20 protein-coding genes are annotated in these 23,681 nt (G+C 33.4%); 9 read left to right on the plus strand and 11 right to left on the minus strand.

The window, feature by feature from the left end:
• Positions 1 to 7: 7 nt before the first annotated feature.
• Together mqnE and metK are read right to left on the minus strand one after the other, a co-directional pair.
• Entirely contained in the window at positions 8 to 1,069 is a 1,062-nt protein-coding gene (gene mqnE, locus FJR47_RS06880; RefSeq protein ID WP_152299711.1) for an aminofutalosine synthase MqnE, read from the minus strand.
• A gap of 2 nt (positions 1,070 to 1,071) precedes the next feature.
• Positions 1,072 to 2,271, minus strand: a complete 1,200-nt coding sequence (metK, locus tag FJR47_RS06885) for a methionine adenosyltransferase (RefSeq protein ID WP_152299712.1) — start codon at positions 2,269 to 2,271, stop codon at positions 1,072 to 1,074.
• 189 nt (positions 2,272 to 2,460) lie between these two features.
• On the opposite strand from metK, the gene FJR47_RS06890 reads away from it, so the two are divergent.
• Both FJR47_RS06890 and glmS read left to right on the plus strand, forming a co-directional pair.
• A complete protein-coding gene (locus FJR47_RS06890) occupies positions 2,461 to 4,974 on the plus strand; it encodes a [protein-PII] uridylyltransferase family protein (RefSeq protein WP_152299713.1) in 2,514 nt (837 codons plus the stop codon).
• Positions 4,975 to 6,789 carry a glutamine--fructose-6-phosphate transaminase (isomerizing) gene (gene glmS / locus FJR47_RS06895; RefSeq protein WP_152299714.1) on the plus strand — a complete coding sequence of 605 codons (1,815 nt, stop codon included), beginning with the start codon at positions 4,975 to 4,977 and terminating at the stop codon, positions 6,787 to 6,789.
• A 49-nt stretch (positions 6,790 to 6,838) separates the two neighbouring features.
• Here the strand turns inward: glmS and FJR47_RS06900 are convergent, their stop codons facing one another.
• Both FJR47_RS06900 and thiC read right to left on the minus strand, forming a co-directional pair.
• Positions 6,839 to 7,948, minus strand: a complete 1,110-nt coding sequence (locus FJR47_RS06900; RefSeq protein ID WP_152299715.1) for an Mrp/NBP35 family ATP-binding protein — start codon at positions 7,946 to 7,948, stop codon at positions 6,839 to 6,841.
• Between the two features lie 138 nt (positions 7,949 to 8,086).
• Positions 8,087 to 9,454, minus strand: coding sequence for a phosphomethylpyrimidine synthase ThiC (gene thiC / locus FJR47_RS06905; protein WP_152299716.1), 1,368 nt, complete (start codon positions 9,452 to 9,454; stop codon positions 8,087 to 8,089).
• Positions 9,455 to 9,654: 200 nt separating this feature from the next.
• Between thiC and FJR47_RS06910 the strand changes: the two genes are divergently transcribed.
• The 5 genes from FJR47_RS06910 to FJR47_RS06930 all read left to right on the plus strand — a co-directional run bounded on the left by FJR47_RS06910 (position 9,655) and on the right by FJR47_RS06930 (position 14,621).
• Positions 9,655 to 10,776 carry a bifunctional 2-C-methyl-D-erythritol 4-phosphate cytidylyltransferase/2-C-methyl-D-erythritol 2,4-cyclodiphosphate synthase gene (locus FJR47_RS06910; protein WP_152299717.1) on the plus strand — a complete coding sequence of 374 codons (1,122 nt, stop codon included), beginning with the start codon at positions 9,655 to 9,657 and terminating at the stop codon, positions 10,774 to 10,776.
• Positions 10,773 to 11,660 (plus strand): response regulator, encoded by an 888-nt coding sequence (locus FJR47_RS06915; RefSeq protein ID WP_152299718.1) that lies wholly within the window; start codon positions 10,773 to 10,775, stop codon positions 11,658 to 11,660. The genes FJR47_RS06910 and FJR47_RS06915 overlap by 4 nt, the downstream gene beginning before the upstream one ends.
• The gene (locus FJR47_RS06920; RefSeq protein WP_152299719.1) at positions 11,638 to 12,828 is read left to right on the plus strand and encodes a sulfate adenylyltransferase; all 1,191 of its coding nucleotides are present in this window, start codon (positions 11,638 to 11,640) and stop codon (positions 12,826 to 12,828) included. Before FJR47_RS06915 ends, FJR47_RS06920 begins: the two co-directional genes overlap by 23 nt.
• A 34-nt stretch (positions 12,829 to 12,862) precedes the next feature.
• On the plus strand, positions 12,863 to 13,369 hold the full coding sequence (locus tag FJR47_RS06925) for a phosphatidylglycerophosphatase A family protein (protein WP_152299720.1): 507 nt from the start codon (positions 12,863 to 12,865) through the stop codon (positions 13,367 to 13,369).
• 91 nt (positions 13,370 to 13,460) lie between these two features.
• Complete coding sequence (locus tag FJR47_RS06930) at positions 13,461 to 14,621, plus strand: MFS transporter (protein WP_152299721.1); 1,161 nt, start codon at positions 13,461 to 13,463, stop codon at positions 14,619 to 14,621.
• 10 nt (positions 14,622 to 14,631) lie between these two features.
• Here FJR47_RS06930 and FJR47_RS06935 read toward each other — a convergent pair whose 3' ends face one another.
• The 5 genes from FJR47_RS06935 to gdhA form a co-directional block, all read right to left on the minus strand.
• The gene (locus FJR47_RS06935) at positions 14,632 to 15,138 is read right to left on the minus strand and encodes a hypothetical protein (RefSeq protein ID WP_152299722.1); all 507 of its coding nucleotides are present in this window, start codon (positions 15,136 to 15,138) and stop codon (positions 14,632 to 14,634) included.
• Positions 15,139 to 15,155: 17 nt separating this feature from the next.
• Positions 15,156 to 15,953 carry a hypothetical protein gene (locus FJR47_RS06940; protein WP_152299723.1) on the minus strand — a complete coding sequence of 266 codons (798 nt, stop codon included), beginning with the start codon at positions 15,951 to 15,953 and terminating at the stop codon, positions 15,156 to 15,158.
• Between the two features lies 1 nt (position 15,954).
• Entirely contained in the window at positions 15,955 to 17,058 is a 1,104-nt protein-coding gene (locus FJR47_RS06945) for a 4Fe-4S binding protein (protein WP_152299724.1), read from the minus strand.
• Positions 17,059 to 17,676, minus strand: a complete 618-nt coding sequence (locus FJR47_RS06950) for a TorD/DmsD family molecular chaperone (protein WP_152299725.1) — start codon at positions 17,674 to 17,676, stop codon at positions 17,059 to 17,061.
• Between the two features lie 70 nt (positions 17,677 to 17,746).
• A complete protein-coding gene (gene gdhA / locus FJR47_RS06955) occupies positions 17,747 to 19,102 on the minus strand; it encodes an NADP-specific glutamate dehydrogenase (RefSeq protein ID WP_152299726.1) in 1,356 nt (451 codons plus the stop codon).
• Between the two features lie 78 nt (positions 19,103 to 19,180).
• On the opposite strand from gdhA, the gene FJR47_RS06960 reads away from it, so the two are divergent.
• A complete protein-coding gene (locus tag FJR47_RS06960) occupies positions 19,181 to 19,630 on the plus strand; it encodes a hypothetical protein (protein WP_241855387.1) in 450 nt (149 codons plus the stop codon).
• 11 nt (positions 19,631 to 19,641) lie between these two features.
• Here the strand turns inward: FJR47_RS06960 and FJR47_RS06965 are convergent, their stop codons facing one another.
• Positions 19,642 to 20,010, minus strand: coding sequence for a hypothetical protein (locus FJR47_RS06965; RefSeq protein WP_152299727.1), 369 nt, complete (start codon positions 20,008 to 20,010; stop codon positions 19,642 to 19,644).
• A 64-nt stretch (positions 20,011 to 20,074) separates the two neighbouring features.
• On the opposite strand from FJR47_RS06965, the gene FJR47_RS06970 reads away from it, so the two are divergent.
• The gene (locus tag FJR47_RS06970) at positions 20,075 to 20,473 is read left to right on the plus strand and encodes a rhodanese-like domain-containing protein (protein WP_152299728.1); all 399 of its coding nucleotides are present in this window, start codon (positions 20,075 to 20,077) and stop codon (positions 20,471 to 20,473) included.
• 112 nt (positions 20,474 to 20,585) lie between these two features.
• Here the strand turns inward: FJR47_RS06970 and FJR47_RS06975 are convergent, their stop codons facing one another.
• Entirely contained in the window at positions 20,586 to 23,672 is a 3,087-nt protein-coding gene (locus tag FJR47_RS06975; protein WP_152299729.1) for an efflux RND transporter permease subunit, read from the minus strand.
• Positions 23,673 to 23,681: the final 9 nt, after the last annotated feature.

Genomic DNA, 23,681 nt, shown 5'->3' on the forward strand with positions numbered 1-23,681 from the left:
ATTTTTCTTACCACTCTTTTATTTCATTATAAAGGCTATCTCTTTCAACCGGAATAAAACCGCTGTTTTTTATAAGCGCAGTAAAATCTTCAAGTTTCATGCCATGTGCACTTTTTGCACCCGCTGCAGAATTTATAGACTCTTTTTCTATCGTTCCGTCTAAATCATTTGCGCCAAACTCTTGAGCAACTAATGCCAAGTTTACTGTAGAAGTTACCCAGTATGCTTTTATATTATCAACATTATCCAAAACTATGCGGCTTATTGCTATCGTTTTTAAAATCTCGTTTGCAGTTATAATCTCTTTTATATTTAAATAATTATTCTCTTTTTGATAAACAAGAGGGATAAAGCAGTTAAAGCCGCCGGTTTTGTCCTGAAGCTCTCTAATTCTCATCATATGATCTATGCGATTTGCCCTGCTCTCAACATGTCCAAAGAGCATTGTAACATTGCTCTTTTTTCCTCTCTCATGCCATTTTTTATGAATTTCAAACCATTGATCTGATGTGACTTTACCTTTACAAATATAATCTCTTACTTTCTCATCGAATATTTCTGCTCCGCCTCCTGGCATAGAATCCACACCGTTTTTAACCATCAAATCAAGTATCTCATCATAACTTTTACCATATTGACGCGATAAAAAATCAACTTCTGCGGCAGTAAGAGCTTTTACATGCAGATGAGGATAAGCACTCTTTATCTTTTTAAATATATCAAGGTACCACTCCAAACCTGTATTTGGATTATGAGCAGAAACTATATGGACCTCTTTTGCGCCACGGGAGTCAATATCTTTTACAATCTCCATAATCTCGTCATGGCTCATAGTATACTGATTTGGATTTTTTCTTGTTGCACTGTATGCACAAAATTTGCACACATCAGCACAAATATTTGTCGGATTTATATGACGGTTGATATTAAAGTATGTTTTTTTATCATGCTTTTTTTTGCGAATCGCATCCGCCAGCTCACCAAGATCAAAAAGATCCATATCATAAAGCGCAAGCGCTTCTTCAAAATTTACCCGTTTTCCTGCCAAAATTTTTTCTTTTAAATCCATAATTATCTTAATGCCTCAAATTTTTCAAGCTCATCAAGCTTTTCCCAAGGATAATCACTCTGTCCAACCTGTCCACGAGCAGCTACATCAGCATATAAAAAAGTCTCTTTTGATGGTTTGTCAAGACTAAATTTATTTGTTATCCAGTTTGGAGTAAGAGAAAAATTTTCTTGTACAAATTCTGAAAGTTTATCATCGTCCAAGCTTTGTATTACTGTTCCATATGTATCGACCGCAATAGAGGTTGGACGCGCAACCCCGATTGCATAAGAGATCTGTACAAGCGCTTTTTTTGCTAAACCTGCAGCTACAATATGCTTGGCTATCCATCTGGCTGCATATAAACCGCTTCTGTCAACTTTTGTATAATCTTTTGAACTCTGCGCTCCGCCTCCGATGGGTGCATATCCGCCAAAACTGTCAACGATAAGTTTTCTTCCCGTAAGTCCTGAATCATGCAGAGATGAGTGGGATACATATTTTCCTGTCGGGTTGATATGAATAATGCACTCATTTTTATTGTAAAGTTCTTCAGGAAGTCCTGCATCATCTATCAACTCTTGTATTAAAGCTCTTACACTGTTTATATCCATCGTATTTACACAAGGAGCTGAAACAACAATAGTATGAATTTTTTGAGGTCTGCAGCTCTCGAAATTCTCTTTCTTGCCGTAATCCATAGTAACCTGTGTTTTGATATCAACACCAAGTTTAGATGGATTCTCTTTTGCATAGTTATAAACTTTTTCCATCAAAATTCTTGCATATGTGATAGCACTTGGCATATAGTTTTTCGTCTCAATATCAGCATATCCAAACATAATTCCCTGATCACCGGCACCTATCTCGCCGCTCTCTTGATCCACTCCTTGATTAATATCGGGAGACTGCGCATTTAAAAGCACTTGAAGTTCTATATCTTCAGGATGAAGGCACTCCTCCTTCGTAAAGTATGGATTTCCGTCATAACCGATATTTACAAGAGCGTCATGAACAATTTTCTTATACTCTTCGGTAGTTATTCTAGTTTTTGATGTTACTTCTCCACCGATTACTATATGTTTTCCGGCAACAAAAACCTCTGATGCAACTCTTGATTTTGAGTCTCCTATAATTAGTCTATCGACTATGCTATCCGCTATAATGTCAGCGCACTTATCAGGATGCCCCGGGCTGACTACTTCACTTGTAAATAGATACATTTTTATTTATTCCTAACTATTATAATCCTGATGCTTTTTTGCATATTAAAGTCGTAATATTAGCATCTACTAACTTTAATTGTACTTCGTAATCTTTTTCAAAAATTAAAATTTATACTATTTTATCTCTTTGTCTCTGCCCTGTTTGAGTAATTACACTATAATTATAAAAAAAGCAGGACAATTGCCTTGGATTTAGCAGTTCATATTGAAGATATAATAGAAAAAAATGGTAGTGATTTTGAGCTATCTAAACTCTTCAAAACTTTTATAAATGAGTATAAAGCTTCTCTTAGTGAGCTCTTTAAAAAAAATCAAGGCAAAGATTTTCTCGTTTGCCACACAAAACAGCTAGATTCCATTATCTCATTAATGTACAAAACTACTTTAAGGCGTATATTTGGAAACTACCTTCCCATGAGAAGCTCTATTCCCATAGCCGTTGTTGCTCTTGGAAGTTACGGGCGGGAACAGCTATGCGTTCACAGCGATATAGATCTGCTTATAGTTTATAAAAAAATTGACGGCTTTAACAGTGAGCTTATTATAGAAAAATTTTTCTATCTAATTTTGGATTCAGGACTGAAACTAAGCCATAGAGTACATGAGGTAGATGATCTCTTTAAAGCCAGCAATGAAGATATCACAATAAGAACTTCACTTATGGAAGCAAGATTTGTTACCGGATCAAGTTTGACTTGGCATGCAGCAAGCAAAGAGTTAAATAGAATACGACTTTATAAACAAAAAGAGTTTATTCTTGCAAAAATTAAAGAGGCTCAAACTAGAAGAAAAAAATATCCAAACTCGATGCAGCCAAATATCAAAAAGAGCGTTGGCGGGCTTCGAGATTCTAACTTTATATTTTGGATAGCACAGACTATTTATGCAATTACAAGCTTAAAAGATTTAACAGGTTCTCTCTATTCTGATGAAGAGTATAAAGAGTACAGAGTAGCACTAGAATTGTTGTTTCGCGTAAGAAGTGCTCTTCATCTTATTACAGGCAAACAAGAAGATAGACTTCTTTTAGAGTATATACCAGAGGTAAGTCATATGCTTGGTTTTAAAAATCAGCAAAAGATGATTACAAAAGTACTTGAGGCGCAATGGCGCATAAATAATTTTACTCAAATATTTGTTAAAAAAATGGTTAGACCATATATTGCGGATATCTCTAATGTGAAAAAATTTAGACATCACCGCTTAAGCAGAGGTATTTACGAACTAGATAACAGAATTTACGCCTCTTACAATCTAGCGATTCAGCCGTTAAACAAGCTTTTAGAAATTTTAGTTTCTCTTGAAAATAAAACATACCATTTTGATGCCGGATTTTTAAACCAGTTTACCTATACAAAGATAGAGTATCCGCTAAAATCAAAAACATATATGCTGCTCAAAGAACTCTTTAAAAAAAGACATATGTACTGTTTTTTAAAACTCTTTTATGATGCAGGCATACTTCATCATCTGTTTCATAATTTTAAAAAAGTGCTTCATCTGCCGCAATTTGACGGATATCATCACTATCCCGTAGACATTCACTCCATAAAATGTGTAGAAGCATTGGAAAATATTGAAGAGCCGTTTATTAAAAAACTTTATGATGAATTTGGCAATGATGAAAAACTGTTGCTAAAAATTGTAACTCTTTTTCATGATACAGGAAAAGGAAGAGTTCAAGACCATAGCGAGGTAGGTGCAAAACTTATAGCGCCGTTTGTTAAAAAAATGAAACTAAAAGATGAAGATATACATAGATCTATAACTTTAGTAAAGCAACATGTAACCATGAGCAATGTCGCTTTTAGACAAAATATTCATAATGAAAAAACACTCTATAAGTTTATGTCAAATGTGGAAGATATCAAAAATCTAAAACTTCTTTATGTTCTAACTTATGCCGATATTAATGGTGTGGGTGAAGGAGTTTATAACTCTTTTAGCTCAAAACTTCTTCGCGAACTCTATATAAATGCTCTTGAAGTTGCACAAAACAAAGGTAGAATTACAGATGCTTCCAAAAGAATAAACAGTGAAAAAAGGGTTCAAAAACTTCCTGAATTTCTTGAACTTCCAAAATTACTTCAAAAGAAACTCTTAGGCATTGAATCAAATCTTTTCTTTTTTAAACACACGCCTTTAGATATCATAGAAATTGCAAAAAAAGCAAAAGAAACAAAAAAGTATGATTTTTCAATCTCTACAGAGAGCTCTCTTGTTATAGAAATTTATAGAAAAATTCCATTAAACATTGGATATCTTCTTGCATCTTTAAGTCATCTCGATGTTGCATCTATGGAGATTTTCACACTTTTTGATGATATAAAATATTTTAAAATTGAATTTATCGAGCATGTCGGCAAAGATGAGCTTCGTCAAATAGAAAATATTATAAACAATGCTTTTGATATGAGCAAGCATATAAAACTAAAAGAAGTTACAATATATAAACATGAAATAAACATAGATTTTGAGCACTCGCTTACACATGCAGAAATAAATATAAATACACAAAACCAAAAGGGTCTTTTAGCTTACATAATGGAGTGTTTTGAAGAACTTGGCATAAACATTGTATCAGCAAAAATTCACAGCACAAAACATAAAGTAAGAGACAGTTTCTTAATAGAAAAACAAAACGAACTATGTAATAATGTCGAAAATATTTATAAATTATTGATTACAAAAGGCAAATAGATGTGCGGAATTGTTGGTTATCTTGGACAAAAAAATACAAAAGAGATTTTACTAGAGGGTCTAAAAGAGTTAGAGTATCGCGGATATGATTCAGCAGGAATAGCCGTTTTACAAAATGGAAATTTTTCAAACTACAAAGCCGTAGGCAAACTTGTTAACCTTAAAGAAAAAACAAAAGATTTTAAAACAGAAGGCTTTGCACTCGGCATCGGGCATACGCGATGGGCAACACACGGAAAGCCTACAGAACTAAACGCACATCCGCATTTAGGAGAATCTTCTTATGTTGTTCACAATGGAATCATTGAAAATTATGTAGAGTTAAAAAAAGAGCTTCAAGCAAATGGCGCACGGTTTTTAAGCCAAACTGATACGGAAGTGATTGTTCACCAATTTGAAAAAAATCAAAAAAGCGCAAAAAACTCTTTCGAGGCATTTGCAAAAACTGTAAGCGAACTTCAAGGCGCTTATGCAATTTTGCTTGTTACAAAAAATGAACCTGATAGAATCTTTTTTGCGAAGTATGGCTCTCCGATGCTAATTGGAATAAATAAAGAAAATGAAAAATATTTCGCATCCTCCGACACGCCGTTAATTGGACACTGTCAAAGCGTCAACTATTTTGAAGATGGAGATTACGGATATGCAACTTCTAAAGAGATAGCTGTTTTTAACAAAGATGGAGCTAAGAAAGAGTTAAAATTCTCCGCACTTTCACAAAATAAACTTCTTGCTCAAAAAGATGGCTACAGATTCTTTATGGAAAAAGAGATATATGAGCAGAGTGTTGTAATTTCAGATACTCTAATGGGAAGATTGGGTGAAAATGAAATTATTTTTGATGAACTTGACAAAACTCTTTTTGACGGTATAAATGAGATAAAACTTTGCGCATGCGGAACATCTTATCATGCAGCTATGAGTGCTTCATATCTTTTTGAGAGATATTCAAAAATTAAAACTTCATTAGAAATTGCAAGCGAATTTCGCTACAGAGAACCAATTATGACAAAAGACACGCTTTTTGTCGTTATTTCTCAAAGCGGTGAAACAGCTGACACTTTGGAAACCCTCAAAATGGCAAAAGCTGCTAATCTTAAAACTTTAGCTATTTGTAATGTTGACAACTCTTCAATGGTAAGATTGGCAGATGCAACTATTTTAACTAGAGCAGGAATAGAAAAAGGAGTGGCTTCAACCAAAGCTTTTGCTACGCAAGTTAGTGTTTTTTGGATGTTAAGCCTATATATTGCAAAGAGAAAAAATTCGCTAAATGCACAAGAGATAGCTTCACATATTTCACTGCTTCGTGAGGTTCCTTCACATATAAAAGTAACAGATGCTATGCATGAACGAATCAAAAGATTATCCAAAAGATATCTCCACGGACATGGTTTTTTCTTTATCGGAAGAGATATCTTCTATCCGCTTGCTCTTGAAGGTGCACTAAAACTTAAAGAGATCTCTTATCTGCATGCAGAAGGTTATCCCGCAGGTGAAATGAAACATGGTCCGATCGCCCTTGCAGATCCAGAACTATTTACCATTGCTCTTCTTCCAAAACATCTTCATTATGAAAAATCAAAAAGCAATGTCGAGGAGCTCAGTGCCAGAGATTCTACTATTTGTGCAATAAGTCAGAGTGAGTTTGATAAAGCAGATGATTTTATACAAATCTCCTCTTGTGAGCACTATATGCTGGAATTTTTCGAGATGATGGTAGTTTTACAACTATTGTCTTTAGAGATATCTATAAGATTGGGAAATGATGTGGATATGCCAAGGAACTTAGCAAAGAGTGTAACTGTAGAGTAATTATTTTCTAGCTTTATAAATAATATGACGCATAAAATGCGTCATATTTTTACATACTGCAAGCAGATTTACCGCCTGGTGCTGTGACTGGTTGAACATTTTCATTGCTAACTCCACCACTTGCATTTACCTCTTCGATAGTAGCCCAAATAGATTCAGCGGCAGCCATATAACGCTTTGAGCTTTCACTCATTGGATTAACAAATGTAATTGGTTTTCCTTCATCTCCACCGGTTCTTATACTTGGTTCGATAGGAATTTCAGCAATTATTTTAGTATCAAACTCTTCTGCCATTGGCTGTGAAGTTCCTTTACCAAAAATATCATACTCAACACCTGTATCCGGTGCAATAAAACCGCTCATATTTTCTACAATTCCTGCAATTGGAATATTTAATTTTTTAAACATATCAAGTGAACGACGAGAATCATCAAGCGAAACTGATTGAGGAGTAGTTACTGTAAGACCCGCAGTAACCGGTACACTTTGCGCCAATGTCAATTGTGCATCACCTGTTCCAGGAGGCATATCTATAACTAAAACATCCAAATCGCTCCATAATATATCACTTAAGAACTGCTCGATTGCTTTTATAATCATTGGTCCGCGCCACATAAGAGATTTTCCCTCTTCCATCAATGAGCCCATTGAAATCATCTCTAATCCATACGCTTTAATTGGAAGAACTTTATTTCCTGAAACTTCAGGCTTAACATCTGCTACACCTAACATACGAGGAATATTCGGTCCATAGATATCTGCGTCTAGTAAACCGACTTTTTTACCTTGTGCTACAAGAGCAATAGCTATATTTACTGATGTTGTCGATTTACCGACTCCGCCCTTTCCTGAACTGACCATCAAAAAGTTTTTAATATGCGGAGCAATATTTTTGCTCTTTGGCTTTGGAGGCTCAGGCATTTTCGGAGCATTAATATTTACCGTAACATTCCCCGCACCGACTGCTTTTAGCTCTTTTGTTGCATCATCAATAATTTGTTGCTTCACCTCTGGAGCACTTGATGTAATTTCAACATTAAAACTAACATCATTACCGTTAATTTCTATACTATTAACAAAACCAAAAGTTACGATATCTTTTGTAAAACCTGGATACATAACTTTTGATAGTGCTGAATTTACAATATCTTTTGTCATTCTATATATTTTCCTTTTTATTTAATTTAATAACGCCTTTAGGGCAAAGCCCTATTTGTTTTTAGAACAAAATTTTACCATAATTAAATAAGACAAAAATTATCCTATATCAATAAAATTTATTTTATAAACTATTTTTTATTTTTCTTTTGAATCTTGTATGATTTTATCAATTGCTTGCGGATTATCCATAATATTCTGCGTTATCTTATATGAACAAAATTTCGGTCCGCACATTGAACAAAACTCCGCCTCTTTAAAAACATCTTGAGGAAGCGTTTCATCATGGTACTCTCTAGCTCTTTCGCTATCAAGCGCAAGTTCAAATTGTTTTTCCCAATTAAAACTATATCTTGCATCACTCATCGCATCATCAACATCTCTAGCACCTTTGCGCCCTCTTGCAATATCAGCTGCATGAGCAGCAATTTTATAAGCAATAATACCTTCTCTTACATCATTTGCGTTTGGAAGTCCTAGATGTTCTTTTGGAGTAACATAGCAAAGCATTGATGCTCCGTGCCATCCGCCGACCGCAGCACCGATTGCTGAACTTATATGATCATATCCGGCAGCAATATCTGTTACCAATGGTCCTAAAATATAAAAAGGTGCCTCATGACAAAGTTCACGCTGAAGTTTCATATTGCGTTCAATTTGATTTAATGGAACATGCCCCGGTCCTTCTATCATAACTTGAACATCCCTCTCCCATGCTCTTAAAGTCAAATCACCCAATACTTTAAGTTCGCCAAGCTGAGCATCATCACTTGCATCTGCCAAACATCCAGGACGAAGAGAATCACCTAGAGAAAGTGCAACATCATATTTTGCACAAATATCCAAAATATCGTCATATGCCGTATAGAAAGGATTTTCTTTATGATAGTGCATCATCCATGCAGCCATTAAAGAGCCTCCGCGGCTTACTATTCCCATTTTTCTTTTAGCAATTTTTGGCATATTCTCCAATAAAAATCCTGCATGAATAGTAAAATAACTAACACCCTGTTTTGCTTGACGCTCGAGTACTTCAAGCATTACATCTATGCTTAAATCTTCTATTTTATTTCCGACATCATGTAGTATTTGATAAATTGGAACCGTTCCTATAGGTATTTTAGATGAAGCAATTACAGCCTTGCGAATTTCATCCAAATCGCCCCCTGTTGAAAGATCCATCGCAGTATCAGCTTTGTAATGTTGAGATACCTGAATCTTTTCAACCTCGCCTTGTATATCAGATGCTATTGCGGACGAACCAATATTTGCGTTGATTTTGCATCTTGCTGCAATACCTATTGCCATTGGTTCTAGTGAAGTATGATTTACATTTGCAGGAATAATCAATCTTCCTCTTGCTATTTCACTGCGAACTAACTCAGGAGATAGATTTTCTATATTTGCCACATACTCCATCTCTTCGGTAATAATACCTTGCTTTGCGTAATGCATTTGTGTTTTAACAGGGTCGTTTTGACGCTTTTTTACCCATGAAGTTCTCATATTCTCTCCCACTTTAATTATATACCACTATCATGCACTGAAAATATAGTCAAATAAAGTTAATATAATATTAAGTTGATTATCTGCTCTAATAATTTATATATTAAATTAAATTTTTGCGAAATTATTACCTGCTTCAAGAGAAAAAAAAGCTTTTGATGTGTATAATTTCGTAACACTTATATATTTTAGGAGTTTTATTGTCTAATGTAACACTTATTTTACTTGCAGCAGGCAGTTCAACACGCTTTGAACTAGATATAAAGAAACAATGGCTTAGAGTTGGAAATCAACCATTATGGCAATTTGTCGCCGAAAAATGTGAAAAAACAAAACTTTTTAAAAAAATTATCATAACTTCATCTTTAGATGATATAGAATTTATGAAATATTACTCTGATTTTGTATTTATAGAGGGCGGAAACAGCAGACAAGAGTCTTTAAAAAACTCTCTTAAAGAGGTAGATACAGAATTTGTTTTAGTAAGTGATATTGCCCGTTCTTGCATAAGTGAAGAATTTTTGCAAAATATTATTTCATATAGAGGAAAAAGTGACTGCATTGTTCCTTACTTAAAAGTAAATGATACTATAGTATATGATGATCAAACAATTGACAGAGATAGAGTAAAAGTTGTTCAAACACCACAACTTTCAATTACCTCTGCACTCATAAGTGCTCTTGAGCAAAAAGAGGAATTTACGGATGAGAGCAGTGCAATAGTTGCAAACGGAGGCTCAAGAGAGTTTATTTTAGGCCAAAGCAGTGCCCATAAAATAACTCATATAGAAGATTTAAAAAAGTTACAATGCCTTACCCCGCCCTCAAATGATATATTAAGCGGAACTGGATTTGATGTTCACGCTTTTGATGAAAAGGGCGAAATGTATCTTGGCGGTGTAAAGATAGATTCCAAATATGGATTTAAAGCTCACAGTGACGGTGATGTGGCAATTCATGCTCTTATTGATGCTCTTCTCGGCGCTGCCGGAATGGGAGATATCGGTATGATGTTTCCGGACAATGATACTGCTTATAAAAATATAGACTCAAAAAAGCTCTTAAAAAGAGTTGTTACAACACTTTGTAATTTTGGATTTGTAATTATAAATGTAGATTTGACAATAGCAGCCCAAAAACCTAAAATCGGCAACTATAAGCTGCAAATGAGAAAAGTGCTCAGTACTATTTTAAATATAGAGAGCCAAAGGGTAAACATAAAAGCCACAACAACTGAAAAACTTGGTTTTATCGGCAGATGCGAAGGTGTTGGTGTTATTGCCAACGCAAATTTAAAATATTTTGATTGGACAAAAATTTGAAGATACTAATTATAGAAAATGAAGTTTACTTAGCGCAAAGCATAGCTACAAAACTAAGTGAACTGGGTCATGTGTGTGAAATGTGCACATCAACAAGAGATGCAATAAAAAGCAACAACTATGATGTCGTTTTGCTTTCAACAAACATAAACGGTCAGGATTTTAATCCTGTAATAGAGACATTTAAAAAATCTATTATAATTCTTATGGTTTCATATATAAGCAACGATACCGTGTCTAAACCTCTCTCGGCAGGGGCAAAAGATTATATACTCAAACCTTTTATGATTGAAGAACTTATTAGGAAGATAAATCATTATCAAGAGTATGAAAAGTTAAAAAGAAGAAATAAAGCTTATGAAAAATATTTGACACACTCCTTTGCATCTCTTGACAGCGAGCACAACTTTGATAATCTGCAACTTCCTCTTTTTATCTTTTCACCATATCAGAAACATGCAGACTCTTTCGCTTTTGAATATGCAAAAAAGAAAAATTTACCACTACATTTTATAACCCTTAGTGACCCAAAAGCCATAAATGAGATAGAATCAATTACAGATAATTCGCTTATTTATATTATAGATTTTCAAACTCTTAAAAAAAGCGAGAGAAAAGCTCTTTATTCATCACTTGAAAATAAAAAAGCTATAATTTCAAGTACTGACAAAATAGATGATGAAACATATGATATTATAGAAATTAAAAGTGAAAACAATATCTTCGATGAGGGAGAAATTCTCCCTATTGAAGATTATGTAAAATTTATCGTTTTAAACTATCAACATAAATTTCCTGATACCGAACTATCAAAAAAATTAGGAATCAGCCGTAAAAGTTTATGGGAAAAAAGAAAGAAGTATGACATTGTCAAGAAAAAATAAAACTCTTTTAATAGACAAAGAAGCAGCGGCGGCACTTGAACTTCTCAAAGACGGCTTACTCTCTCCAGTTGAGTCGTTAATGAATAAAAAAGAGAGTGAAAGCGTACTAAAAACAGGGCTTATCAATGGTAAATCTTTTCCTTTTCCCTTTATTTTGGCCCCATCAGGCAAAATAAATGCAGAGGTATTGCGTTCATTGCAAAAAGGAGAGGAGATTATTATTCTCTTCGATAAAAAACCTTTTGCCTCTTTAATAGTTGATGAAGTTTTTCATATAGACCCCAGAGATAGAATAAAACATATATATGGAACAGATGACATCTCTCATCCCGGTGTTATGACAACACTGAACAGACTTGGTTCATTGGCCGTCAGCGGAGAGTATACTCTCTTAAATAAATCCAGCAATACAAACAAACAAAAAATACAAGAAGCTAAAAAACTTATAAATGCAAAACATACAACAGCTCTTGTAATGGCAGGAAATCCCCTGCATAGAGCACATGAAAAACTGATTCGTCAAACACTCGACAGCACTGATTTGCTTGTAATTTTTTTATTAAAACCATATTCAGAATCAAATTTATCTTTTGAAATAAGAAAAGAGTCTCTTGAATTTTTTATAAATAATTTTTTAACAAAAAATCATGTAGTTGTTGTACCGCTTGAAAACAGTTATATTTTTGCAGGATACAATGAAATAATAATTGATGCTGTAGTTGCTAAAAACTATGGCTGCAACAGATTAACAATTGGCAGAAATCATGCCGGGCTTGGAATGTTTTATGATTGTAATTCAAATAAATCCATCATTGACAAAGTAATAGGAATAGATATTGAAATCACCGTTGCAAGCGAGTATGTTTATTGCGACAAATGTACTACACTTGTGAGTAAAAATACTTGCCCGCATGGCCAGCATCATCAAATTTCTTATCATTCAAACTCCATACTGGAACTTTTAGAACTTGGCATTTTACCGCCTACAATACTAATGAGAAAAGAGATTTCAGCCGTAGTCCTATCTAAACTTCATCCAAATAGATTTAAAAATTTAGAAAAAATCTATTATGACATACTCCCTAGCAAAGGGCTTTTAGAAGAGCATACTGAAAATGACTTCTACTTGGAACTAATGAAACTCTATCAAACAACATCATTAACATAATTTTGTTGTTTTACAAATTTACTGAAGGAAAAAAATGAACTGGTTTTTTATAACTTTGGGATACAGCGGGCTTGCACCAAAAGCTCCGGGAACTGTCGGAACACTCGTCTCTTTGCCTCTTGGTATGCTTATACTTATATATTTTGATGCTCAAACTCTTTTTTTAGCTACTGTTTTAATCTCTGCAATAGCCATTCGTGAAATAAACAAGTACGAAAAAAAAAGCGCTATACATGATGATAAACGCATAGTTATTGATGAGTTGATCGGAATGTGGTTTGCTCTTAGCGTTGCACCTGCAATTAGTGTAAATTTAAATGAAGTTGCTGATTTGCAAAATGGTTTTTTAATTCAAAGTTTACTCTCTTTTGTACTGTTTAGATATTTTGATATAAAAAAACCATCTATTATCGGTAGACTGGACAGAGAGGCCAAAGGTGGTGTCGGCGTCGTTGGCGATGATATCGTTGCAGGATTTGTAGCGGGAATTTTAAGTGCTGTTCTTTGGCAGGGATTTTTACAACTTCAAGGCATGATGTAGCATAACTTATATAAGATAAATAGTCTTAATTCTATATCAATTTGCTTTTACAACAGTAGTGTTGGAAGCAGATAAAAGAGGATATGTTCTTATGAATAAAATAGATAAAAATGTTATCGCATTAGGTGCGAATAGCTTTTTTACAGACTTCTCAACAGAAATGATACTTCCTCTTTTGCCCATTTTTTTAGATAGATTTTTACATGCAAGCAAAGGAGAAATCGGTCTAATAGAAGGAGTGGCTGAGCTCGGAGTTGCTCTGCTAATTGCACTATCTGGTTTTTATTCTGATCGAATCGGAAAACGCAAAGTACTCACAATTATCGGATATGGTCTCTCTAACATCATCAAACCTTTTGCTTTTTTTGCTCAGAGTGCTGCCATGATTGCCACCATAAGAGTGGCTGATCGCATCGGCAAAGGAATCCGCAGCGCACCTCGCGATGCTCTTATCAGCGACTCTGCTCAAAATGAGTCCAGCGGCTTTGTTTTTGGCTTTCATAAAATGATGGACAGTGCAGGAGCCGTTGTAGGAAGCTTAAGTGCCTTTGGATTGCTCTGGTTTTTGGGAGAGAGCGAGGCATCTTTTCGAACTATTTTTGCTCTAAGTCTTATTCCCGGTCTTATTGCCATGGCAATTCTTATCTTTTTTGTTACAGACACCTCTTTTACACCGGTGCCTCTAAAACAATTTCGTCCTAAATCACTAAGTAAGCAGTTCTACTGGTTGCTCATTTTTCAGAGTCTTTTCAGCCTCTTTGCAATGAACTACTCTTTTATGATTCTTAAGGCTCAAGACAACGGCATGGCATTAGCAATTATTCCGCTCGCCTATACTCTTTATAATCTTATTCTCTCGATTTTTGCCATACCAATTGGAAAAATGGCAGATCGATTTGGGAAAGCAACACTTTTATCCGTTGTCTATATGGCTTTTGGATTGGGAGCACTTGCTATGGTTTCAGGAGATATTTGGGGAGCATGGATAGGATTTGGTATCTACGGCTTTTTCGCCGGCGGTTTTAATGCACTTGCCAAAGCCATTATTTCAGACACTTCACCTAAGGAGCTTAAAGCAACTGCATATGGAGTTTATTATACCTCCATAGGAGTAATGACCCTGCTATCGCTTACTATTGGCGGATGGCTGTGGGACAATTATGGGAGCACTACTCTTTTTATGATTGCATCGATAGCAGCGATACTATTATCTATACTGCTCTACAAAATGAGAAGACATTTTCTCGTTTAAACTTTCAAAACTAAACAAACAAAGGATCTTCTGAGGGTTCTATCTCTTCAAAATCTTCTATAATGTGTTCAAATATTTTCATAATTTTTCTCGCCTTGTTAGAATGCTCATCAAAGATTGCTTTAGATGCCGGAAATGCTTCACCAAGTTCTTGATAGATTAAGATACGGCCATTGATATGTCTGTTTATTTCAGCAAAAGCATCTTCTAAATACTGTTTTGTAGTTGTATGTCTAAAAAGAGCTCGAATCATTTTAATACGCTCCTTAATAGGAATAGACTCATCTATAGCTTCAGCTATTCTCTTTATATCAAGTCTTGAGAGATAGACGCCGCTAATTGCAGGTGCTAAAAGCTTATTTGTAAGTGTTTCTACAAATTGTGGAACACTCTCTTCATCCTCTTTGTCTGAAGCATCCGGATTTTGCTCTTGCAAATTTTCAGGATCTGTTGAACATCTCTCTTTTACAAACTTATCAAACTCTGCTCTTAAATCACTTAAATCATGTTGATTCATTTTTTTCCTTTATTTTTTTAAAATCTCATATTGCTTTTGTCATAATCTAGATGCTGCTTCTTTTCTAAAAATTCAAAAATAGCGCTGCTTAATTCTTCTAACATAGCATCAAACCCAATATAATTTGCTTTAAGTTCATCTGCTCTTAATTTAAGTGCTGAAAACTCTTTTTTTTGCTTCATATCCAAATTTATATCACTAAATTTATCGACCATATCCAAACTCTCTAAATCAGAAAAATCTATAACTGCATCATAATTTGAAAAATCGATATTTACACTATCTGATATACGATTTATATCAGGATTTATTACTCCCATCTCAATAGTAAAATTCATAAGATTTTCCAAATCATTATAAAAGTAACTTATTTCAAAATCATCTCTTAAAAAGCAAAATGCTTTCGCTCTTGAATCAATTCCAATGAGTGCTATTTTTTTACAATTTCTGTTTTTTAAAAATTTTGCCAATACATTTATGCCCAAAATATCACCAATAAGTTTTTCTCCCTCTCTTAAAATAATATCACACATGCCTGATTTTAAAACTGCCTCACTTGCTTCATCCAAAAGTTCTACTACATTTTTTGTATACTCATTGGATATAAACGCACCATTTACATGCGATTTTTTCATATTTGCTACAGTATAATAAAAATCATCCTCCCTAATGTTCATAGGTATCATCATGGCATCTTTGTTTTTTACTTTAAAAAGCTTATTTAATATTGCAGACAAACTACTCTGTCCTGCAAATTCCCCTATAAAACCATAAAGCTTTGTATGATGTGATATCTCATTTGCATTGTTCATCATATTATATATTTTCCTTTATTCCCCAAAGTTCTCTAGCCTCTTCCTCTTCTGCTTTGCATCTGTAGCAGAGTTTATCACTGCTATTGTTTGTACTAAAAATCATATTGCACTCATCACATCTTTTAACATTAAATTTTATCAAATTGTGAACTTCAGGTTCAAAAAACTCTTTTATTTTATAAACAGGCGAAAGTATGATTGCATTAGGTTCACACACATCATGACAAATATGACACTTTATACACAATAACGGATCAAAATCTATCTTTGAATTTTTTATATCTGAACTAAGTGCGCCGCTCGGACAGACTCTATAGCACATTTGACAGGCAGTACATGTTTTGCTATCTATTTGTTTCATTGAGGTAAATGTTAGTTCACCTGCTTCAATTGTGTGATATATAGATGGTTTATCGACCCTTCTAAGAGCCATAAACAGAAGCTTTCTTCTATCTGTTATGCGTTTTTGTTTTAAGAGTGCAATATCACTTTTTTGCAAAGTATGTTCAACTAATGCATCAGTTGCTTTTTGTATCTCTTTTTCAAATTTCATTTTGGTTTTAGCGACATTTTTTAAATTTATTCTGCTAAAGAACTCTCTTCTGTTACTCTCTTTTACTTCGTCTTTATCTTCATATTTAACATCTTTTAATTCTATAACGGCATCACTTTGTATAGCCTCTAATATATATAAAGCCTCTTCATAGTTTTTCTCTATCTCAGGTTTGCACTTATGTGCTATTGCACATGCATCACAATGTCCAATATCAAAAATCATCTTTTTTTTCAGCAGAGCCATCGAGATTATATTTTCTACATTTAAAGCTGCTATACATGGAACATTTTTTCTGCATGAGATAAGATTATCACTCTCTTCTATATATTTAAAAAAGAAATTTGTAGAATTAAAATCATCTAAAGAGAGTGCCTCATTCGGGCAGACTGCATCACACGCTCCGCATCCCACACATGAAGAAAAATTAATTGCCGGAAGAGGATTGTCTCCTACAACAATAGCCCCTGTCGGGCAGATAATTTCACATCTGTTGCAATTACTCTCTTTTGAGAGAGAACGAATACAACGACTGGCTTTAAGTTGTATCATTTACGCACTTAACTCTTTGTTGAGATATTCATTATCACTTAAGATAAATTCCAAAGTCATATCCGCAGTATCATAATAGAGAGGAGTTCTCGCCTCATACTTAACATTTATCAAATACATCGGAGCCCATTGTAAAAGATGTTTATTTAAAAATTCTTTTTGCACTTCTCTAAGATTTTTTATAGCATCTTTATCATTATTTTCAATAGCTTTTAATTCAGCTTCTGCCAAATGATGCATAAACTCAAGTTCAACTCCGATATGATCCGCTGAAATAGTACGAGCTGCTTCAAAATCAACCATAAAATCATATGCGCTGTATATATCGGTTACAGGATTTGCTCCGCCTGTCTCAATCTTCTGATCTTCTCTAGTGTAAAATGTTTCATAAGGGATAAGATGCAAAAGAGAGAGATTTACAAAATCTGGATTAAAATACTCCTCCAGTAGTTTGTTATTTTGCAACTCTTTAAAAGGCTCCCAATTTTTTAAAGTTGGGAGAAAATCCAAAATATTTTCATCTTTTTTTATTGTATCTAGCATATTTTCATCTAACTCTTGCAATAATATTCGAGATAAAAGTGCATAGATATTAACTCTTGCTTTTGTGTTTTGCATATTTCTTCTTTATATATAATTTTTTTTTATTTTAGATTTTATCAAAAAAGTCTAAATATAGAGTAAAAAACTAAATTCCTTCTGCTATCATAGCATCTGCGACTCTTTTAAATCCTGCTATATTTGCACCATCAACATAGTTTCCTTCAACCCCGTAATCTTTTGCGGTAAGTACCACTCTTTTACAAATCTGTTGCATAATATCTTTTAGTTTATAATCTATCTTTTCAAAACTCCATCTCTGCATAGAAGCATTTTGACTCATTTCAAATTCGCTGACTACGACACCGCCGGCATTTGCAGCTTTTGCCGGAGCAAAACAGATGTTGTGATTTAAAAAAGCATCTATTGCTTCAGGGGTACAAGGCATATTTGCTCCTTCACTTATACATACACAGCCATTAGAGATTAAGTTTTGAGCATCTGCTTCATTGAGCTCATTTTGTGTTGCACACGGAAAAGCGGCATAACACTCAATATTCCAAACTGCATGCTCACCGTCAATATAATCGCAAACAGGGATATATTTAGCTTCTGGATGAGACTCTATATACTTTTCAAGCGAAGTTCTTTTTTCTAACTTTAACTCTTTTAAAAGCTCTAAATCAAGGCCTCGAGAATCATATATTGTTCCTTTTGAATCTGAACATGTAACCGGAATTGCCCCAATTTGTAAAAGTTTTTCTATTGCATGCAAAGCAACATTACCTGCTCCGCTTACTGCACATTTTTTACCGACTAAACTCTCTTTTTTTTCCATCTCAAGCATTGCTTGAGTAAAATATATAACTCCATATCCTGTTGCTTCCGGTCTCATATGTGAGCCTCCAAACATGTATGGCTTTCCTGTTAAAACACCGTCATAAGATGATGTGATTTTTTTATACTCTCCAAAAAGATACCCTATTTCTCGTGCTCCCACTCCGATATCTCCGGCAGGAACATCTATGCGGGGACCTATATACTTATGCAACTCAGTCATAAAAGCTGAACAAAATTTCATAATTTCAAAATCACTTTTTCCTTTAGGATCAAAATCACTTCCGCCTTTTCCTCCGCCTATAGGCAGACCTGTAAGTGAATTTTTAAAAATCTGCTCAAATCCTAAAAATTTTAAGATACCCTCATTAACACTTGGATGAAAGCGAAGTCCGCCCTTATATGGTCCAATAGCATTGTTAAACTGAACTCTATATCCAGTATTAACTTGAATCTTCCCACTGTCATCCAACCAAACTATCTTAAATTTTATAACTCTATCCGGTACTACCAATCTCTCTAAAATAGAGTATTTATCATATCTTTTATCTGATTCTAATAGTGGAGATATAGAGTAAAGAACTTCTTGAACCGCTTGAAAAAAAACATTATTTTGAGCACTATCACCTGTCAATGATTTTTTAATATTTTCCCGTGTTATATCCATATTTTTCCATTTTTTTTTATAAATTTATTTTTACATTTTACAACAATTAATATAAAACAAATATATCAGCCCTATTTTATGTTAAAATTCAAATCAAAAAAAGGATACTCCATCACTTATACTCTAGTTCATACAATTCATATTTTCTCAGTATTTATTTACGGCGGATTTTTATTTGTTGATGTTTTATTTCTTTCTAAAATGAAAGAAACTTTAAACGATGACGAACATGCAAAAGCAAGAGAAGCTATTATGATGCATGTAAGAGAAGTTGTTCCATATGCTTTAATGGTAGCTGTTGCAAGCGGATTGTACCTTATTTCTCAAATATTTGGAAAAATAGAAAACGGTACACTCTCATATTTTCAAACTCTACTCTCCATCAAAGCTTTTTTTGCTTTATGGTTAGGCATAAGAGGAATCAATCAGAAACTTTTTAAAATAAACCCCTGGGTATTTAAAAGCCACTTCTTCCCATTTAGCCTGGTTGTAATTATTATTTTATTATCACAATTTATGTTTTTATAACGGCAGTTAAACTATTCCCAGTCATTAAATTTAGAGTGGGAATGTTTGTCTTTTTTATAATGTCTGGCATTTTTAGTTTTATCTAACTGATTTGATTCATAAAGAATTTCCTCTTTTATATCATCTATGTTTTTATCACTGTTTTTATAGTTGATAATCTTTTTAATCAACTTTTCAAGATCTTGAAAGTCACCTTTGTAAAGAGCTGTCTCTTCAACCCTTTGTAGTAGCTTTAAACTGTTATTGACTTTTTTTTCATATCCCTCTTTAGTGATATCTGATGTACTCGACAAATAAGAAACAACACTCTTGTGAAATCTCTCTAATGCTCTTATATAACGAAGTCTAAGTGAATTGTTTATCGCTTTTTGTGATGCCATTTTTAACCTATTATTTATTTGTTAGTATAATTATACACTTAATTATTTATAATGGAGAATTATATTGAAAAAAACAATATTATCACTTTTGCTTTTATCCACTTGGCTTTTTGCTACTGTTAAAAATGAAGAAGCTTCTCAGGCACTGCTTGATTCAAAAATACCGATTGTTGATATAAGAACTCCTGCCGAGTGGAGAGAGACTGGACTTTTAAAAGGCTCTATACCTATTATGTTTTTTGATGAAAAAGGCAATTATGATATAAATGATTTTTTACAAAAACTAAATAGTGCTGTTGATACAAAAAAGCCTTTTGCTATCATCTGCAGAACAGGAAGCAGAACAAGAATTCTGGCATCTTTTTTATCTCAAAAATTAAATTATGATGTTATAAATATAAAAAGAGGTATTCTTTATGCAAAATATCTAAAATTGGATATTTTGCCTTATAAACCTAATTAAAAAATTATGCAATTCTTAAAATTTCTTTTCTATTTCACTACAAGAGTTTTTTTGACTTTTGCTATTATAGCGCTTATTGTTTTTCTGCTTTGGGCACTCTTATATGCCATTTTTATTTAGTTGGCTCTATTTTATTTACCATGGCATAAAGTGTGGGCAGATAAATAAGATTTAAAAATGTTCCCCAAACAAGACCAAAACCTAAAGATATTGCAATCGGTTGCAGTATAACAGCTTGTCCCGTTGCATAAAATATAAGTGAGAAGAGTCCTAAAAATGTTGTTACCGATGTTATAATAATTGGACGAAGTCTCAGTTTTGCTCTTTGTAGAAAATCTTCTAGCTTATGAGTTCCATGCAAAAAATCTATCATTATTATTCCATCATTAATAACAACGCCTGCTAATCCTAAAATTCCTATTATTGAAGCCATAGAGAGATTTATTCCCATTATTTTATGCCCAATCAGGGCTCCTAATACAGAGAGAGGAATAACGCTCATGACCATAAGCACATATTTTATTTTTGAAAAAATAAGCAGCAGAGTTAAAAAAATCAAAAATATTGCTAAAAAAACTGCTTTTTTCATATCATTTTTCAATTGCTCATTCTTCTCTTTTTCTCCTAAAAGTTCAACATGCACACCCATTTTTGCTATTGAATCCAATGTCGGTTTTAATTTTTCTAAAATCTCTTCAGCTGTAATTTTTCTCTTATCAACATTAGCAAATACCGTTTTAATTATATTTCCATTGAGCTTGTCTATTTTTTCATAATCTTTTATCTCTGAAATATCGGCAATATCAGATAATTTCACATATCTACCATCACTTAGCGCTAAATTAAAGTTTAAAAATCTTTCAATATTGTCTTTTGAACTATCTTCTGTTTTTATCTCCATTATTCCCGATTCATTAAAAGTGGTTGTCTGTTTTTGCTCTAAAAAATAAGCGCTAAGTGTTTTAGCAACAGAAGCTTCACTCAACCCCAAGCTTTCCCCATAAGAGTTTATTTTAATTTTATACTCCATTTTTCCATATTTTATATTATTGCTATAATCTTTAATATACTCCATTTTAGAGAGTTCATCTTCTAGTTTTTTTATATTTTTTTGAAGTATCTCATCATTGCTTCCAGATAAATTTATCTGAATATCGCTCTTAATAAGTCCCGGTTTATCTTCCATAACACCAAGATCTTCCATATTGTATTTACTTCTATAAACATCAATTATCTCTTTTGCTCGCGGAGAGAGTTCAAAGGTCTGTTTTTGTCTTATTTTATTAGGATTGTCAAATTCAAAACTAAAATTTAAAATTGGATTTATATATTTGTCAACCCAGTTTGTATCAACCCTGTCATAAAGCTCCATGGTAATCATAAAAACACTATTGTTTCTTTGCGTCTCTCCTGAGAGGCTTCTTCTATAACCGACAACAGAAGATATTGCTTTAAGAGAAAACTCTTCTGAATGTTCCATCAGTTTTGCTTCAATCTCTTTTGATATCTCATATGTATCTTCCAACGGAGTATTGATATTTAGTTTTCCTGATATATATAGATAGTTTCCATCAAAATTAGGAAAAAATTGAAATTTCATAGATTGTGCTATATAAAAGGTTGCCAGCGGAATTAAGATTAAAAAAAGCAACAATGATATTTTTTTAAAATGTAAAAAATGTAAAATCAGCCTAACATAAAACTTTTGTAAAGGTACCCAGCTAATTAAATTATTGCTTTTTCTTAAAAATTCCTGTGCATGAAGAGGCAAAAAGAAAAAACTCTCTATTAGAGAAGCTATTAAAATTATAACTACAGTAATAGGAATAAGCAAAATAAAAAGTGCTATCTCCCCCTGCATCATAAAGATGGGCAAAAATGCTGCTACTGTTGTTACAGTTGCAAGTGTTACGGGAAGCACCATCTCTTTAACACCTCTAATTGCAGCACTGTAATTGTCCATCCCTTCATCTATATATCGTTGAATATTTTCACCTACAACAATTGCATCATCAACTACTATACCTATAACTATCAATGCTCCAAGCAAAGAAATCATATTTATTGAATATCCCAAATGGTAAATAGTTAAAAGTCCTATTATAAAAGAGAACGGAATTCCAAGAGTCACAATAAATGCAACTCTTAAATTTATCAATATATACATTGATATAAAAACCAAAATCAGACCAAACATCAAATTTGAAATAATGGTATCCAGTCTCTCTTTTATGGGTTTAGAAGAGTCTTGATAAAAATTAAAATCAACTCCATCATAATTTTTTTCTATATTTTTAATATACTCTCTAAGTACTTTTGATAGAACAAGCGCATCACCTTTTGTTCCTTTTGATATAACTAAAGAAATTATTTTTTTATTGTTAAAAGTTGCCAAAGTTTCAGTCTGCGGATACTCTATGCTTACCTCAGCTATATCACCCAGCTTTATATATTTTTCATCAATATTTAAAATGCTCTCTTTGTACTCTTGTGCGTCGGCTTTTCCGTTAACAGTTGATACATAAGCAAATTTTCCTTTTTGCTCTATGTTGCCGACAGGATATATGTATGATAAATTTGCTATCGCTTTTTGTACACTTGCATGCTGAAGTCCATATGCCAAAACCGCTTCTGAATCTATTTTAATAATCACCTCTTCATCAGAATCACCGCGAATCAAAACTTCACTAATATTATCTAGTTTTGATATTTTTGATTTCAAATCTTGGGCAATAAGAGTCAATTCGCCTATTGAGAGGGTAGATGATGAAAGAGCCAACCTTATAAGAGGTCTTGTTTTATCCAGCAACTGTGCAACGGGTTCATTCATATCTGAAGGCAGATACTGTCTGCTTAGCGCTATGGCATCTTTCACACGACCAAGCGTTATCTCTTTATTTGCATTTTCATTAAGTGTTAACAGTATCGCAAATGCACCGGGAGTGATGGTGGTCTCTGTTTTATCAATACCGCTAATATTGCTTATCTCATCTTCTATATCACGAACAGCCATTTTGTCCATAATATTGGCGCTTGTTCCGCGGTAAGAGCCTAAAACACTGATTTTATCAAGTTCTACATCAGGAAAAATCTCTTTGGGTATTTTTATATAAGCATCAATGCCCATAAAAATTAGAAAAACCAGCAAAGCATAATTTAATCTGCTGTTTTTTATAAAATATTCAATAAATCTATTCAATGAACACTC

Origin of the sequence: Sulfurimonas xiamenensis (genome assembly GCF_009258045.1) — a bacterium.
Classification (GTDB): domain Bacteria; phylum Campylobacterota; class Campylobacteria; order Campylobacterales; family Sulfurimonadaceae; genus Sulfurimonas; species Sulfurimonas xiamenensis.